Raw genomic sequence first — 18,968 nt, forward strand, 5'->3', positions numbered from 1 at the left:
ATAGGGGTTTATATTTAGTTTTTGCGGTAAAAACGTAAGGTTATAAAGCCTTAAAGTTTAGTATAGTGGCTTCGTTCGGCTACTCGCAACTCATCATTATAAAAAAGTTATTTCGATTACAGGAGCGCATTTTCATGTCAACGAGTTTGACCTATTGTTACCTACCCGACGAGATTCAAAAATGGCCGGGTTTACCTCTCTCTTTAAGCGGGGAAGAAGTGATGCCCCTTGATTATCGTGCAGGTGACAGTGGGTGGCTGCTCTATGGTCGCGGACTAGACAAAGCGCGGATCAGTAATTTTCAACAACGTTTGGGAATTGCGATTGTGATTGTGTCTTCATGGCGTATTGATGACTACCAAGTTGTCCGCATCGCGGGCAGCATCACGCCAAGAATTAAAAAACTCGCTGATGAATGTTTATTAGACGTGGTGCCATTGGGGCAAATCCCGCGCTTACGTTCACCGGGGATCTTGTTGATGGATATGGACTCCACGGCAATTCAAATCGAATGTATTGATGAAATTGCCCGCTTAGCAGGAGTGGGTGAGCAAGTGGCAGAGGTCACTGAGCGCGCCATGCTAGGGGAGCTCGATTTCACCGAAAGCCTACGTGCTCGCGTCGCATTATTGGAAGGCGCAGATGCGGCTATCTTAGATAAAGTCTTAGAAACACTGCCATTAATGCCAGGCTTAACGAACCTTGTTCGCAAGCTACAAGCGATGAATTGGCATATTGCAATCGCCTCTGGCGGCTTTACGTTCTTCGCCGATAACCTAAAACAAAAACTCAAATTAGTTGCGGCTGTGGCTAACCAGCTTGAAGTAAAAAATGGCAAGCTAACAGGGAAGGTCAAAGGGCCGATAGTCGATGCGAAATATAAAGCGCAAACCCTTGTAAAATTAGCAGAAAAATTAGAAATCCCCATCGAGCAAACTGTGGCGATTGGCGATGGTGCCAATGACCTAAAAATGATCCGCAAAGCAGGGCTGGGAATAGCGTACCATGCGAAACCAAAAGTGTATGCGAGAGCAAAAGTGGCGATTCGTCATGCGGATCTCATGGGGGTGTTGTGTGTGCTCAGCGGGGGCTTGAAGCACGAGGAACGCTAATATTCTTCATATTTCGTGCTGTGGCGGTGTTGGCTTCACTCGGCTGCTTGGGTCACATACTTGTGTATGCTCCCCAAGACATCCTCCTTTGCCGCCTTGCCACAACACGAACTATTTTGAATATTATGAGATTAATTTAACGCTAAATAAATAGATAAAAGAGTTTGCTGTAGCGGTGTTGGCTTCACTCGGCTGCTTGGGTCACATACTTGTGTATGCTCCCCAAGACATCCTCCTTTGCCGCCTTGCCACAACACGAACTATTTTGAATATTATGAGATTAATTTAACGCTAAATAAATAGATAAAAGAGTTTGCTGTAGCGGTGTTGGCTGCGTTCGCTAACCCTAGTCACATACTGGTGTATGCTCCTAGGGCTTAGCTTCACTTGCCGCCTTGCTACAACACAATCCATTTTGAATATTAAGCTAATTTAATTTTCAAGATTCAAGATCATTAGAACACTGTGGTTCGGCGGTTGTAATACAGCATAATTTTAACGAGGAGTTTGGTGTGGCGAAAGGGGTAAAAAGGGCGTTTGTCTGTAATGAATGCGGGGCGGATTATCCGCGTTGGCAGGGGCAATGCAGTGCTTGCCATGCATGGAATACGATTACGGAAGTGCGTCTTGCCTCAACAAACTCGGTTTCACGTAATGACCGGTTAACGGGGTATGCGGGGAATGCGGCGGGGGTGAGTAAAGTTCAGAAACTTTCTGATATCAGCCTTGAAGAATTACCACGTTTTACCACTGGGTTTAAAGAATTTGACCGCGTGTTGGGTGGTGGCGTCGTGCCGGGAAGCGCTATTTTGATCGGCGGAAATCCGGGAGCCGGTAAAAGTACCTTGCTGCTGCAAACCATGTGTTTACTATCTCGCGAAATGAAAACCCTGTATGTCACGGGGGAAGAGTCATTGCAACAGGTGGCGATGCGTGCGCACCGATTAGGTTTGCCAACAGACTCGCTCAACATGCTCTCTGAAACCAGCATCGAACAAATTTGTTTAACCGCAGAGCAAGAACAGCCCAAATTAATGGTCATTGACTCCATCCAAGTCATGCATATGGCGGATATCCAATCGTCACCGGGGAGTGTCGCGCAAGTCCGTGAAACCGCTGCCTATTTAACGCGGTTTGCCAAAACCCGCGGTGTCGCCATTATTATGGTGGGTCACGTAACCAAAGACGGCTCGTTGGCGGGGCCTAAAGTGCTTGAACACTGTATTGACTGCTCGATTATGTTAGATGGTGATGCCGATAACCGTTTTCGCACCCTGCGCAGCCATAAAAACCGTTTTGGGGCGGTGAACGAATTAGGGGTGTTTGCTATGACAGAGCAAGGCCTCAAAGAAGTCAGTAACCCATCAGCCATTTTCTTAAGTCGTGGTGATGAAATTACGTCAGGCAGCTCGGTGATGGTGGTGTGGGAAGGTACGCGCCCACTGCTGGTGGAAATACAAGCACTGGTTGATCATTCAATGATGTCTAATCCGCGCCGTGTTGCAGTTGGGTTAGAGCAAAACCGTTTAGCGATTTTATTGGCGGTGCTGCACCGTCATGGTGGGTTGCAAATGTCGGATCAAGACGTGTTTGTGAACGTGGTGGGGGGCGTTAAAGTCACTGAAACCAGTGCTGACCTTGCTTTGCTGCTGTCCCTTGTATCCAGTTTCCGCGACCGCCCATTACCGCGCGACCTTGTCGTTTTTGGTGAAGTCGGGCTGGCGGGGGAAATTCGCCCAGTACCAAGCGGGCAAGAGCGTATTTCAGAAGCGGCAAAACACGGTTTTAAACGCGCCATTGTTCCCCATGCGAATATGCCGAAAAAATTACCGCCAGATATGAAAGTGTATGGGGTGAAGAAATTAGCGGATGCATTAAGTATTTTGGACGAGCTATAACGCTTAGAGTTAAAAGGAAAAACCATGGCTGAATTTGACTATCTAAAAAACGCGATCAAACGAGCGGGCTATACGCTTCAACAGGTCGCGGATGCGACAGATATGACCAAAGGCTATCTCAGCCAGTTGATTAACGACAAAATTAAGAGCCCAAGTGCCCAAAAAATTGCGGCGCTTCATCGCTTTCTGGGGTTGGAGTTTCCTAACCAGCAAAAAACAATCGGTGTGGTATTTGGTAAATTTTACCCGTTGCACACGGGGCATATTTATCTAATCCAACGGGCATGCAGCCAAGTGGATGAATTACATATTATTTTGTGCCACGATGAGCCTCGTGATAAAGAGCTGTTCGTTAATAGTTCCATGTCCCAACAACCCACCGTGAGCGACCGATTGCGTTGGTTACTGCAAACCTTTAAATATCAAAAAAATATCCATATTCATTCTTTTGATGAACAAGGGATCGAGCCATACCCACACGGTTGGGAAGTGTGGAGCGATGGGATGAAAGGCTTTTTGAAAAAGCACAACATTAACCCAAGCTTTATCTATTCAGGGGAGGCGAACGACGCCCCGCGCTATAAGAAATACTTGGGTATTGAAACCATCCTTATCGACCCTGAACGCACGTTTATGAATATCAGTGGTAACCAAATCCGCCAAGCACCATTTCGTTATTGGGAATATATCCCGACAGAAGTGAAGCCATTCTTTGTGCGTAAAGTCGCGATTCTAGGCGGGGAATCTAGCGGGAAATCTACGTTGGTCAATAAGTTAGCGAATATCTTTAATACATCCAGCGCTTGGGAATATGGCCGTGATTATGTCTTTAGCCATTTAGGCGGCGACGAAATGGCGCTGCAATATTCAGATTATGACAAAATCGCACTAGGGCATGCGCAGTATATTGATTTTGCAGTTAAATATGCAAATAAAGTCGCGTTTATCGATACGGACTTTGTGACCACACAAGCGTTCTGTTTGCGTTATGAAGGTAAAGAGCACCCATTTGTTCAAGCGCTAATTGATGAGTATCGATTCGACCTAGTTATTGTTCTCGAGAACAACACGCCATGGGTCGCCGATGGTTTGCGAAGTTTAGGCAGCGATAAAGACCGAAAAGCGTTTCAAAATTTACTCATTGAAATGCTGAAGAAAAATAATGTTGAGTTTGTCCGCGTGGAGTCCTCAGACTACGACACACGCTTCTTGGAGTGTATCTCATTAGTTCAACAGTTATTGATGTTGGATGATCTATAAAATCCCCAATAAAAACGGTGCTGTTTGGGCACCGTTTTATTACCTTTATCCCTTAAACGCGCAGACGTTAGAAGGATTAAGCGGCAATTCATTATATTCAAAATAATTCGGCTTGCAGGTAGGCGGCGAGTGAAACTAAGCCCTAGGGGCTGTTTATCTTTGATGGTCAATTTTTATTCGAATTAAAGCCATTTTAGGCAAGGCGAGAGGTTCGCTGCCTAGTGAACTAGGCAAGAGCCTCTCAACACAGCATCAAATGAGTGAAACGCGCTTTAATCGAACCCGCAGGGCAGCGTTTAAGCACAATAGTTAACGTAGATAATAGTTAGTCATCTTGATTGACACATTTATCATTGTTTTAATTATTTTTTGACCTTTTTTAGCGGTAAAAATCAGCAGCAAAGATAAACAGCCCCTAGTCACATACATAAGTATGTGACTAGGGTTAGTAAACGAAGCCAACGCCGCTGCAAGCCGAAGAATGAAGAATATTATTTGGTCATACGCTTATATTTCATCCGATGCGGTTGCAACGCTTCCGCACCTAACGTACGCTTTTTATAATCTTCATACTCAGAGAAGTTACCTTCGAAGAACGTAATATTACCTTCATCTTGATAATCAATGATATGCGTAGCGATACGGTCAAGGAACCAACGGTCATGGGAAATAACCATAGCGCAACCAGGGAACTCTAACAGCGCATTTTCTAACGCACGTAAGGTTTCTACGTCGAGGTCGTTGGTTGGTTCATCGAGTAACAGTACGTTGCCGCCTACTTGTAGCAGTTTGGCTAAGTGTAAACGACCACGTTCCCCACCAGATAACTCGCCAACACGTTTACCTTGGTCAATGCCTTTAAAGTTAAAGCGGCCAACGTAAGCACGGCTCGGGATCTCGAAGTTACCAATACGCATGATATCTTGCCCGTTGGAAATCTCTTCCCATACGGTTTTGCTGTCATCCATTGAGTCACGGAACTGGTCAACAGAGGCAATCTTAACTGTTTCACCCACAGTGATCGACCCTGAATCAGGTTGCTCTTGGCCTGAAATCATACGGAACAGGGTAGATTTACCCGCACCGTTTGGACCGATAATCCCAACAATTGCCCCTTTAGGAATGGAGAAATTCAGGTTATCGATTAATACGCGGTCACCATATGATTTACTTAGGTTTTCAACCTCGATGACTTTGTCACCTAAACGTGGTCCAGGTGGAATAAAGAGTTCACTTGTTTCATTACGTTTTTGATATTCAACGTTATTAAGTTCTTCAAAGCGAGCCAGACGCGCCTTACCTTTCGATTGACGGCCTTTCGGGTTTTGACGGATCCACTCAAGCTCTTTTTCGATAGACTTACGGCGAGCCGCTTCAGTTGATGCTTCTTGCGACAGACGCTCATCTTTTTGCTCAAGCCATGAAGAGTAGTTGCCTTCCCATGGAATACCTTCACCGCGGTCAAGTTCAAGGATCCAACCTGCAACGTTATCTAAGAAGTAACGGTCATGCGTGATGGCCACAACGGTGCCTTCGTAGTCATGTAAGAAACGCTCTAACCACGCAACAGACTCGGCATCCAAGTGGTTGGTTGGTTCATCGAGCAGCAGCATGTCTGGTTTTTCAAGCAGCAGGCGGCAAATTGCCACACGGCGGCGTTCACCCCCAGAGAGGTTTTCGATTTTTGCATCCCAAGCTGGCAGACGCAGCGCATCAGCAGCTCGTTCCAGTTGGTTATCTAAATTGTGGCCATCTTGTGCGGAAATAATCGCTTCTAACTCGCCTTGTTCTTTGGCCAGTTTATCGAAATCTGCACCTTCTTCTGCGTAGGCGGCATAAACTTCGTCTAAACGCGTTAATGCACGTTTAACTTCGCCAACTGCCTCTTCCACCGCTTCACGCACGGTGTGTTCAAGGTTCAGTTTTGGTTCCTGTGGCAGGTAGCCGATTTTTAAGCCAGGTTGCGGACGTGCTTCACCTTCGATATCGGTATCAATACCCGCCATGATGCGCAGCAATGTTGATTTACCAGCACCGTTGAGACCTAAAACACCGATCTTAGCCCCCGGGAAGAAGCTCAGAGAGATATTTTTTAAAATATGACGTTTCGGTGGAACAATTTTTCCAACCCGATACATACTATAAACGAATTGAGCCAAGTTATTTACCTTTTGTTTTATAAAGGGAATTTTAATTTTATGCTGTTTTCTGTACGTCAGGGGAGAATGCCCTAAAAGACAGAGAAAAACCGCGATAAATTGTTTGTCCTGAACTATACCTGAACATCAGAGGATCATCCATCCCTCCCCGTTATCTGATGAGAGATAGGCAGATAACAGCGGTGTTTTATTTTTAAACATTTACTTTTTTAACTCTGTCTGTATAGTGGGTCGATACGCTATACAGGGAGTGAATTGTGATAAAAAGTTTTAAGACAAAGGAATAGAGCGTTTTTTTAGGATGGAAATTGGCGGTTAACGTTTAAATTTGAGGGTGAAGATGCCATCCTCGTTGATTATCAAGATTATCATTAAGGTGAAAATCATGAATAAAATGCATAATCCAGTACACCCAGGTATGGTGTTGCGTGAGTATTTAGAGGGAATTTCAGTGACTGACGCAGCGAAAGGATTGGGTGTCACTCGTGCAACATTGTCACGTATTCTTAATGGTAGCAGTGGCGTTTCGGCCGATATGGCGATCCGCTTGGAAATGGCACTAGGAACTAGTGCAAAGATGTGGGTAGAGATGCAGGCTCAATATGAGCTGTGGCAAGCCTCTTTAGCAGAGCGGCCGGCAATCAAACCTTTATTTCCGACTCAGGTGGATACTGAACTGTATAAATGATACGTAAAAGACTGTAAAACAGGTAAATTCAGGAACTCTCCGCTGTTGCTCGATAAAAACTTTCGGTAGCATTAACATTATTGATATATGTTTAATATACCCGTAATCCTTCAAGTTGCAGCGGTGTTGACTACGCTACGCTCGCCGAGTCACATAGTTTATCTATGCTTCTCGTCTATCTTCGCTTGTCGCCTACCTGCAACTCGAATTATTTGGGGTATTATAGGTTAAGGTTTTTCCTGTATTTTGACTTTAGTTTAGCGATGGAGCGAGTGGATATGAAACGTTGGTTAGCGGCAATTCCAGTGACAATGATGCTGGTTTCGAGCACCGTATGGGCGGATTCCCTACAGTCACAGCGGGAGCGGTATCAAGCGATTAAAACCGCTTGGGATGCAAATAAAATGGATGAAGTGGAGCGCTTATTACCGACGTTGCATGATTATCCTCTTTATCCTTATTTGGCTTACCGTGAGCTGACGCAAGACCTTGATATTATTTCACCTCGTCAGGTTCAGGAGTTTATTAACGCCTACCCAACACTACCTGTTGCTAAGAATTTAAAAACGCGTTTTGTCAACGAACTTGCCCGCCGCCAAGAGTGGAAATCATTGCTTGAATTTAGCCCTGAAGCGCCAAAACCTGCCGAAGCACAATGTAATTTTTATTTTGCTAACTGGGCAGTTGGGAACAAACAAGTGGCTTGGCAAGGCGCTGAAAAAGCGTGGTTAAATGGCCATTCAATGCCCGCTGCCTGCGATAAGCTATTTAACGAATGGGAAAAAGCAGGCTATTTAAGTGCTGAAATGGTGCTGGAACGCATTAATTTAGCGATTAAAGAGGGGAACCCGTCGATTGCCAGTTATTTAGCAAAACGCCTACCGCCAAGTTATAAAACCATTGGTGATGCGTTGATTAAATTGCAAAATGAGCCAGCTTCGGTGGTTTCGTTTGCAAAAACTGTCACCCCAACGGACTTTACTCGCCAAGCAACCATTGCAGCATTTAACCGCTATGCACGCCAATCGCCAGATGCTGCTCGCTCCGTATTAAGCAGCGTAAGCGCTGCGCAAAAAATGAATATGGCTGAAAACCAGCAGCTAAAAGATAGCATTGCATGGCAGTACATGGGAGATGTGACCCCTGAACAAGCGCAATGGCGTGATGAAACTATTCAGGAAACAAATTCGGCTTCGTTGAAAGAGCGCCGTGTCCGTCTTGCGTTAGGGCAAGGGGATAAAACGGGGGTAGCTTCATGGCTAAGGCAGCTTCCAGCAGAAGTGAAAAACAAAGAAGAATGGCAATATTGGCAGGCTATCACGTTAATTGATGCAGGGAAAAAAGCGGAAGGCGAAACGCTGCTTCGCCAGCTAACTGAAAAACGTGGTTTCTACCCGATGGTTGCCGCGCAAGTGTTAGAAATTGATTACCCTGTGTTAGTCAAAAGCGCGGTGAAGCCAGATGCGAGCATCAGCCAGCTGCCTGAAGTTCAGCGTGTGCGTGAGTTAATGTATTGGGAGATGGATAATTTAGCGCGTTCAGAATGGGCAAGCTTGGTGGCATCTCGCCCAGCTAACCAACAAGAGCAGCTGGCACGTTATGCGTTCGATAACCAATGGGCAGATCTCAGTGTGCAAGCTACTATCACGGCAAAACTGTGGGATCACCTTGAAGAACGCTTCCCACTGGCTTGGGACAAAGAATTTAATCTGTATACCAAATCAAAAGACATACAAAAAAGTTATGCGATGGCTATCGCTCGCCAAGAGAGTGCTTGGAACCCACAAGCGCGTTCACCAGTGGGCGCAACAGGTTTGATGCAGTTAATGCCAGCAACAGCAAAACATACCGCACAGAAGCAAGGTATTGATTATGTGAATACTAGCCAGCTCACTAACCCAACGATGAATATCGAACTGGGTACGGCGTATCTGGAAGATGTTTACCAGCAATTTGGTAATAACCGTATTTTAGCCAGTGCAGCCTATAATGCAGGCCCATCACGGGTGACTCGTTGGTTGGGGAACAGTGGCGGCCGTATTGATGCCGTGGCATTTGTTGAAAGCATTCCGTTCTCAGAAACCCGCGGCTACGTGAAAAATGTGCTGTCGTATGATTTGTTCTATCGTCATTTTATGGGGCAAAAGGGGAGTAAGGTTTTACTTCCCCACGAATGGAATATGAAATACTAATTCGCGTCATATTTTGAGCTGTGACGTTGTTGACTGCTCTCGGCTACTCGGGTCACATACTTATGTATGCTCCCCGAGCTATCCTCGCTGGTCGCCTAGTCACAACTCAAACTATTTAGCGTATTAGTGTTTGTCATATTTTGAGTATTAAGACTTGTCATATTTCGAGTGGTAGGTGGGCTTCATGTGTTAACCCTAATCACATACTTGTGTATGCTCTTAGGGCTTAGCGCCACTCGCCGCCTACCTACAACCCGAACTATTTTGAGTATTAAGACTTGCCATATTTTGAGCTGTGACGTTGTTGACTGCTCTCGGCTACTCGGGTCACATACTTATGTATGCTCCCCGAGCTATCCTCGCTGGTCGCCTAGTCACAACTCAAACTATTTAGCGTATTAGTGTTTGTCATATTTTGAGTATTAAGACTTGCCATATTTTGAATTGTAGGGGTGTTGGCTTCACTTGCTAACCCTAGTCACATACTTGTGTATGCTCCCCAAGCTATCCTCGCTGGTCGCCTAGTCACAACTCAAACTATTTAGTGTATTAATGAAGTAACTAAATGAAATTTGGTTGTTTTTTGTATTGTTGAATCTTGATAAGCGTTTGATTGATGATTTCTAATCAGAGTGTGTTATTATTTGTACTAGTTAAATAGTATGGATGGATAAACGATGACAGCAAATCAACACCATGATCCGGCACTAACAGCCGATGAGAACGCTGACTGGCTGCGCTTTGTGAATTTACTTCAACTGGCCTTTGAACAAGATATTCAATTGCCAGTTTTGCAATTACTGCTTACTCCAGATGAACGAACGGCCTTAGCAACTCGAGTCAGAATCGTACAAGAGCTGATGCGTGGCGAAATGAGCCAACGAGAGCTAAAAAATGAGCTCGGTGTTGGGATCGCGACAATTACACGTGGGTCAAATAGCCTAAAGTCAGCGCCTATTCCTGTTAAAGCGTGGTTGGAGCAACAACTACTCTGATATTCGTCATACTTCGCACGATGACGTTGTTGACTGCTCTCGGCTACTTGGGTCACATACTTATGTATGCTCCCCAAGCTATCCTCGCTTGTCGCCTAGTCACCGCACGAATTATTTAGAATACACTATTCGTCATACTTCAAATTGTAGGGGTGTTGGCTTCGTTTGCTAACCCTAGTCACATACTTGTGTATGTTCCTAGGGCTTAGCGGCACTTGCCGCCTACCTACAATCTGAATTATTTAGAATACACTATTCATCATACTTCAAATTGTAGGGATGTTGGCTTCGTTTGCTAACATATTTTGAATATTTGTGGTATTTCAAATAAGTACACATAAAAAAAGTATGGTTTCCCATACTTTGGTGTGTATTAAAGTGGCACTTTTGCCTACATGCAATTTTAATTATTTTGAGTATAATTAGTCTTCGACTTGGTTTAGCTCTTTATAAATTTCATGCTTAATGGGAACCAAAGCCAATATTAAGGCTTGTTGGTAAACACTGGTGCGGGTTAATACGCCGTCAGTGAAAAAACCAATGGCTCCACCTTGTTGTTTGATATTATCGATACCCGTCAAAAAGGCCATTTCATCGCCGAGTTCGCGACCTTCACGAATACCTGCCAGAATTTTTTCTGGGATCATGATACTTGCTGAGCGAGATTCACCGCGAATTTGCTTGTGTTCAATGACAATCCAAGCGAAAGTCATATCATCATCAATACCCGCTTCAATACCAACCCAAAAGTCTGCTTCTGGGCGAACTTGTCTTGAAGCCATCACGCGTTGTCTAGCGCCTGTACGGGTTTCATTATTACCGATAGGTTGCTGTGGAACACTGCTATCGACATTAATATCTTCAATTTGATAACTGCCTGGCCCAAAAACAGCATCGAAAGCTAGATGGATTGCTTTAATTTTGGCAGGGTTAGTCGTTGCAGCTATAACTTGGTACATTCATTATTTTCCTTTGAACACATACTTCGAAAAGTAATAACGGAACACATCTATGTTACAGGTTTATCTTGTTCGCCATGGCGAAACTGAATGGAATTTGGCTCGCCGCATCCAGGGACAATCTGATAGCCCTCTGACAGCCACGGGACGATTGCAAGCAAAGCAGGTGGCTGAAAGGATAAAATCAGAAGGCATTACCCATATTATCACTAGTGATATGGGGCGCACACTAGAAACTGCACAAATCATTGCAAGTGTATGCGGATGTGAAATTATCACAGAACCGCGTCTACGTGAACTAAATATGGGTGTGCTGGAGCAAAGAGCGATTGAATCATTAACGGAAGAAGAAGAACAATGGCGCAAAAGCTTGATTGATGGCACTCGCGGTGGGCGAATTCCTAATGGGGAATCGATGGAGGAGCTTTACACTCGTATGTTTGCGGCGCTCAATAGCTGCTTAGATTTACCGGAAGGGAGCCGACCATTACTCGTCAGTCATGGCATTGCGCTGAGCTCATTGATAAGCCGTATTATGGGCGTCCCTGCGTATTCAGAACGTCGCCTACGCTTACGTAATTGCTCGTTATCACGTGTAGATTACCAAAATAGCCCATGGTTAGCCAATGGCTGGATTGTGGAAACAGCAGGGGAAGTCACGCATTTAACGCAACCTGCGTTGGATGAACAACAAGGCTAGTGAGAGAAAAAGGCGTTTCATGATAGAAACGCCTTTCGATTAAGCGGCTACAGCGACATCCGTTTTGATAGGTACATAGTAGTCAAACGTATCAATATGCGTTTTGGGGTCATCACTGTCAGGTGTGATCTTATGCAACTCAATATTTTTTAATCGATAATGTTCGATGTCATACCCTGGTCGACGGGTCAAATTGAGTTTTGGCAAATAAACACCGTAGATCTGATACAAAAACTCTTGCAGCGCATCACGCGTTGGTACTCCGCTAAATGAAAATTTCACATAATTTCCACTTGGTAGCGTGATATTTGCGTATTGATCGGTGTTGAAACTTGCATCTTCAGGTTTCACTGCCGTGGTGTAAAACACCGTCTGTTCATCTTCTTTTTCAGGATTATGGATTGCATGATGCAAACCAAATACTTCAGAGGCGATAGTTGTCGTGTTGTCCAAATAATAGTGCCAGAACGTTTGGCGCATTTTTGAGCAAGCGGTTGACCACTCTTCTAACGCATATGAACAGCTTTGTTCTAAGCCAACCAGTGACAACTCAGGCATGTGCATAAATTCATGGTCAATATTGACGTGATTATCTAAAATAATCGGCGGGCAGATACCCGCTGCGCACCACTCTTCGCTACGGCGATAAAAAGCAGGCGTTAAATTAAACTGCTTTTTAAAGGCGCGCGTAAATGTTTGTTGCGAGTCAAAGCGATATTGCAGCGCAATATCTAAAATTGGTCGGCTGGTTAAGCGTAGCGCTACCGCAGCGCGAGAAAGCCTTCTCGCTCGAATATAAGCCCCAATCGCTTGGTCGGTGACCTCTTTGAACATTCGTTGTAAATGCCACTTAGAGTAGCCTGCTTTTGCAGCGACGTTATCCAGCGAAAGCGGTTTATCGAGGTTATCATCTATCCAGCGAAGCAAGTCGCGAATAATATTAGTTTGATCCATGTATATCCCCAGCCAATGCGACTTATAGAACAGATATAATCTATCAATGAATTGCTATTCTATATCAAGTTATCTTTTTCGTTTATAGTAAATGAGTTGTATTTGGGAATTAGTTAGAAAAGTAAATAATTAACCCCGTTAAGGTGTTTTATTGGTGTAAATTGAATAGGAAACCCAGTATGCGTTTTTCCACGTTAAAAAAAATCGTATTTGCGTCGTTGTTAGCGGCGGCGTCTGGTTCAGCGCTCGCTGAAGAAGTTGGTTCAGTGGATACTGTGTTTAAAATTTTTGGGCCAGACCATAAAATTGTTGTTGAAGCTTTTGATGACCCTGATGTTGAAAATGTGACATGCTATTTGAGTCGTTCAAAAACGGGCGGGATCAAGGGTGGGTTAGGGTTAGCGGAAGATACGTCTGATGCGGCAATTTCTTGCCAACAAGTTGGACCCATTGAATTGAGCGACCGTGTAAAACGTAAACCAACAAAAGGTCAGGTTGTTTTCCAGAAAAGAACGTCGTTAGTCTTCAAGAAACTGCAAGTTGTACGTTTTTACGACCCAAAACGGAATGCACTGATTTATTTAACTTACTCAGACAAAATGATCGACGGCTCTCCAAAAAATGCCTTAAGTGCAGTGCCGATTATGCCTTGGTAGTATTGAGTGAGTGATAAGCGTAAAAAAAGCACCTATAAAGGTGCTTTTTTATGACGGAAAATTAGCTAGCTAATTATTCGTCTAAATCACCACAGAAACGATAGCCTTCACCGTGAATGGTCGCGATGATTTCTGGCGTGTCTGGAGTCGATTCAAAGTGTTTACGAATACGACGGATAGTCACGTCAACGGTTCTGTCGTGTGGTTTTAATTCACGGCCAGTCATTTTCTTCAGTAAGTCAGCGCGGGTTTGAATTTTGCCCGGATTCTCACAAAAATGCAGCATTGCACGGAACTCACTACGTGGTAATTTGTAGTGCTCGCCCGCTGGGCTGACTAATGAACGGCTGTTAATGTCCAATTCCCAACCATTGAATTTATAACTTTCAACGAGGCGGCGTTCTTCAGTACCACCCGCTAAATTCATGGTGCGAGACAACAGGTTACGCGCACGAATGGTCAGTTCGCGTGGGTTAAATGGTTTGGTGATATAATCATCAGCGCCGATTTCAAGGCCAAGTATTTTATCGACTTCGTTATCACGTCCAGTTAGGAACATTAAAGCGATGCTTTCTTGCTCACGTAACTCACGTGCGAGTAATAAACCGTTTTTACCTGGTAAGTTAATATCCATGATGACTAAATTGATGTCATGCTCAGAGAGGATGTTATTCATCTCTTCACCATCAGTTGCCTCATGAACCACATAGCCTTCCGCTTCAAAGATACTTTTTAGCGTATTGCGTGTGACAATCTCATCTTCAACAATCAAAATGTGTGGGGTCTGCATAGTTGCTACCTAAGTATTAAAATAAAAATACTGAACTCATAAGCCGTTTCCAGTTAGGTGGTTATTGATATTGTTCTCTGGAAAAACACGTTCATGAGTATAAATTTGTTTTGAAATTCAACAGTGACTTTATGTTGCCGCTTCTAGCAATTGACTCTAAAAGTGAATCAAAATATAAGCACACTCCCAATATTGGGCTGTTAACAGCAATATAACAGCTAATACTGCATTTACCACCTAAAAAACTAACTTTTGTTGATACATATCAAAATCAATTGTAGCACGTTAACAAAAATTGTTAGGGAGATAATTATATAAATTAACTGGCTGTTTAGATATCGGATAGACACTTAAAATTGCAGAAGGTAATGAGAGGGATTCCTGTTTGAGATTGATATTAAAGCATTAAGTTTTTAGGATGCTAAATATAGCATTATTAATAATGCTCAATTTGTGACCTAGCTCGAATTCCGAAGAGTCCTTCTCTTTGTCAAAAAGCGGCTTTGGAGATTCAGTGATAGCAGGAATGTAAAATTAACACCTCTGATTTGGGTTTTTATGGTGTTTAATTAGGAAAGTTACCTATTTTATTTTCGTTAAGTGTTTTTTTTACAATTAAGAAACATACACATTAGAGTTTTTGTTTTATTGAAGCTCAATAAAATTACATAGCTAAGTAAAAACACCTAATGCGGAGAATGGTGAATTTATCTAGGCTGATAAAGTCAGAATAACGATAAATTTTTTGCTTTGGGAAGATGTATCTTGCTCACAATAAAGTCAGGTTACACGTTATTGTTGGTTATTTAATAGCCTAATTTAAATTAAAATTCGCAAAAAGATATTTGACCAATAGTTTTGTGATATCCAGTGTTTAAAACTACTTTTTCTGAACTATTTCTCTTTTTATTCAAAATTAGGTTCTTTGTGTAGATAATTTTTAATCAAAAAAAAGCAAATTCAGTGGTGTGTTTTTACAAATAAATTTGACAATTTATAGCAATTGCTTTAACCGTATAGGGAGAAACTTAATGGATCTAATGAGACAGACAGAATTTATGCGTAATATCAGCCTGACTATTATTATTACCACCACCACCGTAACCACAGGAAACGGGGCGGGCTGACGCATCCAAAAAATAAAAATGAAAAAGCCCGCATCCCTTACCAGATGCGGGTTTTTTTTTGGTGTTAATTCAGGAGAGAAATACCATGCGTGTGCTTAAATTTGGCGGTACTTCGGTTGCGAATGATGAACGAGTACTGAATGTTGCTGACATCGCTGAAAGTAAACTAGCAGATGGGCAAGTGGCTCTGGTGCTGTCAGCGCCAGCAAAAATCACTAACCATCTCGTTGCAATGATTGATAAAACGGTTGCAGGTCAGGATGTCATCACGCATGTGAATGATGCCGAAATGATTTTTGCTAACCTGCTAAAAGGATTGAAAGAAAAACAGCCTGGTTTTGAGTATGACCGACTGAAAAAACTCACTGAGCAAGAATTCGCGCAAATCAAACAAGTACTGCATGGTATTACTCTTCTAGGCCAATGCCCTGATAGCATTAATGCATCAATCATTTGTCGTGGTGAAAAACTGTCAATTGCCATTATGGAATCCGTTCTAAAAGCACGGGGTCATAACGTCACAGTAATCAATCCTGTCGAAAGTTTGTTAGCAAAGGGGCATTACCTCGAGTCTACAGTTGATATCAATGAATCAACAAAGCGTATTGCTGAGCTAAATATCCCTAAAGACCACTTTGTATTAATGGCGGGCTTTACCGCGGGTAATGAGAAAGGGGAGTTAGTCGTTTTAGGCCGTAACGGTTCAGACTACTCAGCCGCTGTATTAGCCGCATGCTTGCGCGCAGATTGTTGTGAAATTTGGACTGACGTGGATGGTGTCTATACTTGTGACCCACGTCTTGTACCAGACGCCCGTTTATTAAAAGGGATGTCGTATCAAGAAGCCATGGAGCTTTCTTATTTCGGCGCTAAAGTTCTTCATCCTCGCACCATTGCCCCCATTGCCCAGTTCCAAATTCCTTGCCTGATTAAAAACACCACTAACTTAAGCGCTCCAGGTACTTTGATTGGTGATGGTCAGACCGATGACAGCACGCCAGTAAAAGGCATTACTAACCTGAATAACATGGCGATGATCAACGTCTCTGGGCCAGGTATGAAAGGGATGGTTGGAATGGCGGCACGTATTTTTTCCGTGATGTCCCGCAAAGGCATTTCAGTTGTCTTGATTACCCAATCATCGTCTGAATACAGTATCAGTTTCTGTGTGCCACAAGGGGAATTGCTACGTGCTCGTGCAGCCCTCGAAGAAGAGTTCTACTTAGAGCTTAAGGATGGCGTGTTAGACCCGCTGGGTGTGATGGAGCAACTGGCGATTATCTCTGTAGTTGGTGATGGTATGCGCACGTTAAAAGGCATTTCTGCGCGATTCTTCTCTGCATTGACTCGTGGCAATATTAACATTGTGGCTATCGCCCAAGGTTCGTCTGAGCGCTCTATTTCTGCGGTAATTGCTAATGAGTCTGCGACAACTGCTGTTCGTCTCTGCCACCAAATGTTGTTCAATGCAGAACAAGTGATTGAAGCCTTTATTGTCGGTGTCGGCGGTGTGGGCAATGCATTAATCGAGCAAATCCATCGTCAACAACAATGGTTGAAGCAAAAGCACATCGACCTGCGTGTGTGCGGTATTGCTAACTCGCGCGCTATGTTGACTAATATGCAAGGTATTGACCTTGGTAACTGGAAAGCGGAATTAGCACAAGCGAAAGAGCCATTCAGTTTGAGCCGCTTGATCCGCTTAGAGCGTGAATATCATTTCTTAAACCCAGTGATCATCGATTGCACCTCTAACCAAGAAATTGCTGAGCAATATGTGAATTTCTTAAAAGATGGTTTTAACGTGGTGACACCGAACAAGAAAGCAAACACGTTATCCATGGATTATTACCATCAATTACGTGCTGCAAGTGAAACGTCAAAGCGCAAGTTTTTATATGATACCAACGTGGGTGCTGGCCTGCCCGTTATCGAAAACCTGCAAAACTTACTCAATGCAGGTGATGAGTTGGTACATTTTAGCGGCATCTTATCTGGTTCATTATCCTTTATTTTCGGTAAGTTAGATGAAGGCATGTCATTGTCCGAAGCCACCACATTAGCTAAAGAAAAAGGCTTTACTGAGCCAGACCCACGCGATGATTTATCAGGGATGGATGTTGCACGTAAGTTATTAATTTTAGCGCGTGAAGCGGGTTATAATTTAGAGTTACAAGATATTGAAATTGAAGCAGTTCTCCCTACTGATTTTGATAGTTCAGGCCCAGTTCCAGAGTTTATGGCGCGTTTACCACAACTTGATGCCCAATTTGCTGCACGTATAAAAGCCGCAGAAGCAGAACAAAAAGTGTTACGCTATGTTGGATTGATAGAAGAAGGGCGCTGCCAAGTTAAGATTGTTGCTGTCGATGGCAATGACCCGCTCTTTAAAGTCAAAAATGGCGAAAACGCATTGGCTTTCTATACACGCTATTACCAGCCAATTCCTTTAGTATTAAGAGGTTATGGTGCAGGTAATGATGTTACCGCAGCTGGTGTATTTGCAGATATGTTACGTACTCTGTCATGGAAATTGGGAGTTTAATAAGTGATTAAAGTTTATGCACCCGCTTCAATCGGTAATGTTAGCGTCGGGTTTGATGTCCTTGGAGCGGCGGTTTCACCTGCTGATGGCTCACTATTAGGCGATTGTGTGACTGTTGAGGCGGCAGAGACCTTTTCGTTAACCAACAAAGGTAAATTTGTTTCTAAACTACCAAAGAAAAACGAACACAATATCGTTTACCAATGTTGGCAGCTGTTTTGTGAGCGTTTGGGGAAACCCTTGAATGTAGCAATGACTCTTGAGAAAAACATGCCAATTGGCTCAGGTTTAGGCTCGAGCGCATGTTCTGTTGTCGCTGCTCTGATGGCGCTGAATGAGTTTGCAAAAAAACCGTTTGATGACACGCAGCTGCTTGGCATGATGGGGGAATTGGAAGGACGTATTTCGGGTAGCGTACATTACGATAACGTCGCCCCGTGTTTCCTCGGTGGATTGCAGCTGATTATCGAGCAAAATGGTATTATTTCCCAGCCAGTGCCTGCATTCGACAATTGGTACTGGGTGATGGCGTATCCAGGAATTAAAGTTTCGACAGCTGAAGCGCGCGCTATCTTACCAAACAGTTATCCACGTCATGATATCGTTAATCATGGGCGCTATCTCTCGGGTTTTATCCACGCTTGTCATACTAACCAGCCATTGTTGGCAGCGACGATGATCCAAGACGTGGTTGCAGAACCATACCGTACACAATTACTGCCAGGCTTCGCGGAAGCTCGACAAAACGCTAAAGAAATCGGTGCATTAGCTTGTGGGATCTCCGGTTCAGGGCCTACATTATTTGCTATTTGCGATGACAAAGTCATCGCTGAAAAAATGGCCGCGTATTTGCAACAACATTATATTCAGAATGATGAAGGCTTTGTGCATATCTGCCGTTTGGATCTCGCCGGGGCAAGGACAATAGGGTAA

General features: G+C 43.7%; 15 protein-coding genes and 1 other annotated feature. Of the genes, 11 read left to right on the forward strand and 4 right to left on the reverse strand.

Features of this window, described 5'->3' with window-relative positions; all coding sequences use genetic code 11:
- The first annotated feature begins 134 nt into the window (after positions 1 to 134).
- From serB to nadR, 3 genes are all read left to right on the forward strand, one after another.
- Complete coding sequence (gene serB, locus J6836_RS20445; RefSeq protein ID WP_219245657.1) at positions 135 to 1,112, forward strand: phosphoserine phosphatase; 978 nt, start codon at positions 135 to 137, stop codon at positions 1,110 to 1,112.
- A 512-nt stretch (positions 1,113 to 1,624) separates the two neighbouring features.
- On the forward strand, positions 1,625 to 3,010 hold the full coding sequence (gene radA / locus J6836_RS20450; RefSeq protein WP_219245658.1) for a DNA repair protein RadA: 1,386 nt from the start codon (positions 1,625 to 1,627) through the stop codon (positions 3,008 to 3,010).
- 24 nt (positions 3,011 to 3,034) lie between these two features.
- Positions 3,035 to 4,270 (forward strand): multifunctional transcriptional regulator/nicotinamide-nucleotide adenylyltransferase/ribosylnicotinamide kinase NadR, encoded by a 1,236-nt coding sequence (gene nadR / locus J6836_RS20455; RefSeq protein ID WP_219245659.1) that lies wholly within the window; start codon positions 3,035 to 3,037, stop codon positions 4,268 to 4,270.
- Between the two features lie 491 nt (positions 4,271 to 4,761).
- On the opposite strand, the gene ettA is transcribed toward nadR, so the two are convergent.
- Positions 4,762 to 6,429: an energy-dependent translational throttle protein EttA gene (gene ettA, locus J6836_RS20460; RefSeq protein WP_219245660.1), complete on the reverse strand. Its 1,668-nt coding sequence runs from the start codon at positions 6,427 to 6,429 to the stop codon at positions 4,762 to 4,764.
- A gap of 385 nt (positions 6,430 to 6,814) precedes the next feature.
- On the opposite strand from ettA, the gene J6836_RS20470 reads away from it, so the two are divergent.
- The 3 genes from J6836_RS20470 (at position 6,815) to trpR (ending at position 10,304) form a co-directional block, all read left to right on the forward strand.
- Positions 6,815 to 7,117, forward strand: coding sequence for a HigA family addiction module antitoxin (locus tag J6836_RS20470; RefSeq protein WP_219245661.1), 303 nt, complete (start codon positions 6,815 to 6,817; stop codon positions 7,115 to 7,117).
- A 278-nt stretch (positions 7,118 to 7,395) separates the two neighbouring features.
- Positions 7,396 to 9,309: a murein transglycosylase gene (sltY, locus tag J6836_RS20475; protein WP_219245662.1), complete on the forward strand. Its 1,914-nt coding sequence runs from the start codon at positions 7,396 to 7,398 to the stop codon at positions 9,307 to 9,309.
- A 677-nt stretch (positions 9,310 to 9,986) separates the two neighbouring features.
- Positions 9,987 to 10,304 carry a trp operon repressor gene (gene trpR / locus J6836_RS20480; protein WP_219245663.1) on the forward strand — a complete coding sequence of 106 codons (318 nt, stop codon included), beginning with the start codon at positions 9,987 to 9,989 and terminating at the stop codon, positions 10,302 to 10,304.
- Positions 10,305 to 10,726: 422 nt separating this feature from the next.
- On the opposite strand, the gene yjjX is transcribed toward trpR, so the two are convergent.
- Positions 10,727 to 11,263: an inosine/xanthosine triphosphatase gene (gene yjjX / locus J6836_RS20485; protein ID WP_219245664.1), complete on the reverse strand. Its 537-nt coding sequence runs from the start codon at positions 11,261 to 11,263 to the stop codon at positions 10,727 to 10,729.
- Between the two features lie 52 nt (positions 11,264 to 11,315).
- Between yjjX and gpmB the strand changes: the two genes are divergently transcribed.
- The gene (gpmB, locus tag J6836_RS20490) at positions 11,316 to 11,963 is read left to right on the forward strand and encodes a 2,3-diphosphoglycerate-dependent phosphoglycerate mutase GpmB (protein WP_219245665.1); all 648 of its coding nucleotides are present in this window, start codon (positions 11,316 to 11,318) and stop codon (positions 11,961 to 11,963) included.
- Positions 11,964 to 12,002: 39 nt separating this feature from the next.
- Here the strand turns inward: gpmB and robA are convergent, their stop codons facing one another.
- Complete coding sequence (gene robA, locus J6836_RS20495; protein ID WP_219245666.1) at positions 12,003 to 12,917, reverse strand: MDR efflux pump AcrAB transcriptional activator RobA; 915 nt, start codon at positions 12,915 to 12,917, stop codon at positions 12,003 to 12,005.
- 179 nt (positions 12,918 to 13,096) lie between these two features.
- Between robA and creA the strand changes: the two genes are divergently transcribed.
- Positions 13,097 to 13,573 carry a protein CreA gene (gene creA, locus J6836_RS20500; RefSeq protein ID WP_219245667.1) on the forward strand — a complete coding sequence of 159 codons (477 nt, stop codon included), beginning with the start codon at positions 13,097 to 13,099 and terminating at the stop codon, positions 13,571 to 13,573.
- Positions 13,574 to 13,646: 73 nt separating this feature from the next.
- Here creA and arcA read toward each other — a convergent pair whose 3' ends face one another.
- Positions 13,647 to 14,363, reverse strand: a complete 717-nt coding sequence (arcA, locus tag J6836_RS20505; RefSeq protein ID WP_206084510.1) for a two-component system response regulator ArcA — start codon at positions 14,361 to 14,363, stop codon at positions 13,647 to 13,649.
- A gap of 1,031 nt (positions 14,364 to 15,394) precedes the next feature.
- Between arcA and thrL the strand changes: the two genes are divergently transcribed.
- From thrL to thrB, 3 genes are all read left to right on the forward strand, one after another.
- Complete coding sequence (thrL, locus tag J6836_RS23250) at positions 15,395 to 15,490, forward strand: thr operon leader peptide (protein ID WP_219245668.1); 96 nt, start codon at positions 15,395 to 15,397, stop codon at positions 15,488 to 15,490.
- Positions 15,429 to 15,551, forward strand: a sequence feature (Thr leader region). (Overlaps the previous gene by 62 nt.)
- A gap of 24 nt (positions 15,552 to 15,575) precedes the next feature.
- Positions 15,576 to 18,035: a bifunctional aspartate kinase/homoserine dehydrogenase I gene (gene thrA, locus J6836_RS20515; RefSeq protein WP_219245669.1), complete on the forward strand. Its 2,460-nt coding sequence runs from the start codon at positions 15,576 to 15,578 to the stop codon at positions 18,033 to 18,035.
- A 3-nt stretch (positions 18,036 to 18,038) separates the two neighbouring features.
- Entirely contained in the window at positions 18,039 to 18,968 is a 930-nt protein-coding gene (gene thrB / locus J6836_RS20520; RefSeq protein ID WP_219245670.1) for a homoserine kinase, read from the forward strand.

Origin of the sequence: Providencia sp. R33, assembly GCF_019343475.1 — a bacterium.
Lineage (GTDB): Bacteria > Pseudomonadota > Gammaproteobacteria > Enterobacterales > Enterobacteriaceae > Providencia.

What these genes read in the sequence shown, in the direction of transcription:
- serB (WP_219245657.1), top strand. Translation starts at nt 135, where the DNA reads ATGTCAACGAGTTTGACCTATTGTTACCTACCCGACGAGATTCAAAAA.
- nadR (WP_219245659.1), top strand. Translation starts at nt 3,035, where the DNA reads ATGGCTGAATTTGACTATCTAAAAAACGCGATCAAACGAGCGGGCTAT.
- J6836_RS20470 (WP_219245661.1), top strand. Translation starts at nt 6,815, where the DNA reads ATGAATAAAATGCATAATCCAGTACACCCAGGTATGGTGTTGCGTGAG.
- sltY (WP_219245662.1), top strand. Translation starts at nt 7,396, where the DNA reads ATGAAACGTTGGTTAGCGGCAATTCCAGTGACAATGATGCTGGTTTCG.
- trpR (WP_219245663.1), top strand. Translation starts at nt 9,987, where the DNA reads ATGACAGCAAATCAACACCATGATCCGGCACTAACAGCCGATGAGAAC.
- yjjX (WP_219245664.1), bottom strand. Translation starts at nt 11,263, where the DNA reads ATGTACCAAGTTATAGCTGCAACGACTAACCCTGCCAAAATTAAAGCA.
- gpmB (WP_219245665.1), top strand. Translation starts at nt 11,316, where the DNA reads ATGTTACAGGTTTATCTTGTTCGCCATGGCGAAACTGAATGGAATTTG.
- robA (WP_219245666.1), bottom strand. Translation starts at nt 12,917, where the DNA reads ATGGATCAAACTAATATTATTCGCGACTTGCTTCGCTGGATAGATGAT.
- creA (WP_219245667.1), top strand. Translation starts at nt 13,097, where the DNA reads ATGCGTTTTTCCACGTTAAAAAAAATCGTATTTGCGTCGTTGTTAGCG.
- arcA (WP_206084510.1), bottom strand. Translation starts at nt 14,363, where the DNA reads ATGCAGACCCCACACATTTTGATTGTTGAAGATGAGATTGTCACACGC.
- thrL (WP_219245668.1), top strand. Translation starts at nt 15,395, where the DNA reads ATGGATCTAATGAGACAGACAGAATTTATGCGTAATATCAGCCTGACT.
- thrA (WP_219245669.1), top strand. Translation starts at nt 15,576, where the DNA reads ATGCGTGTGCTTAAATTTGGCGGTACTTCGGTTGCGAATGATGAACGA.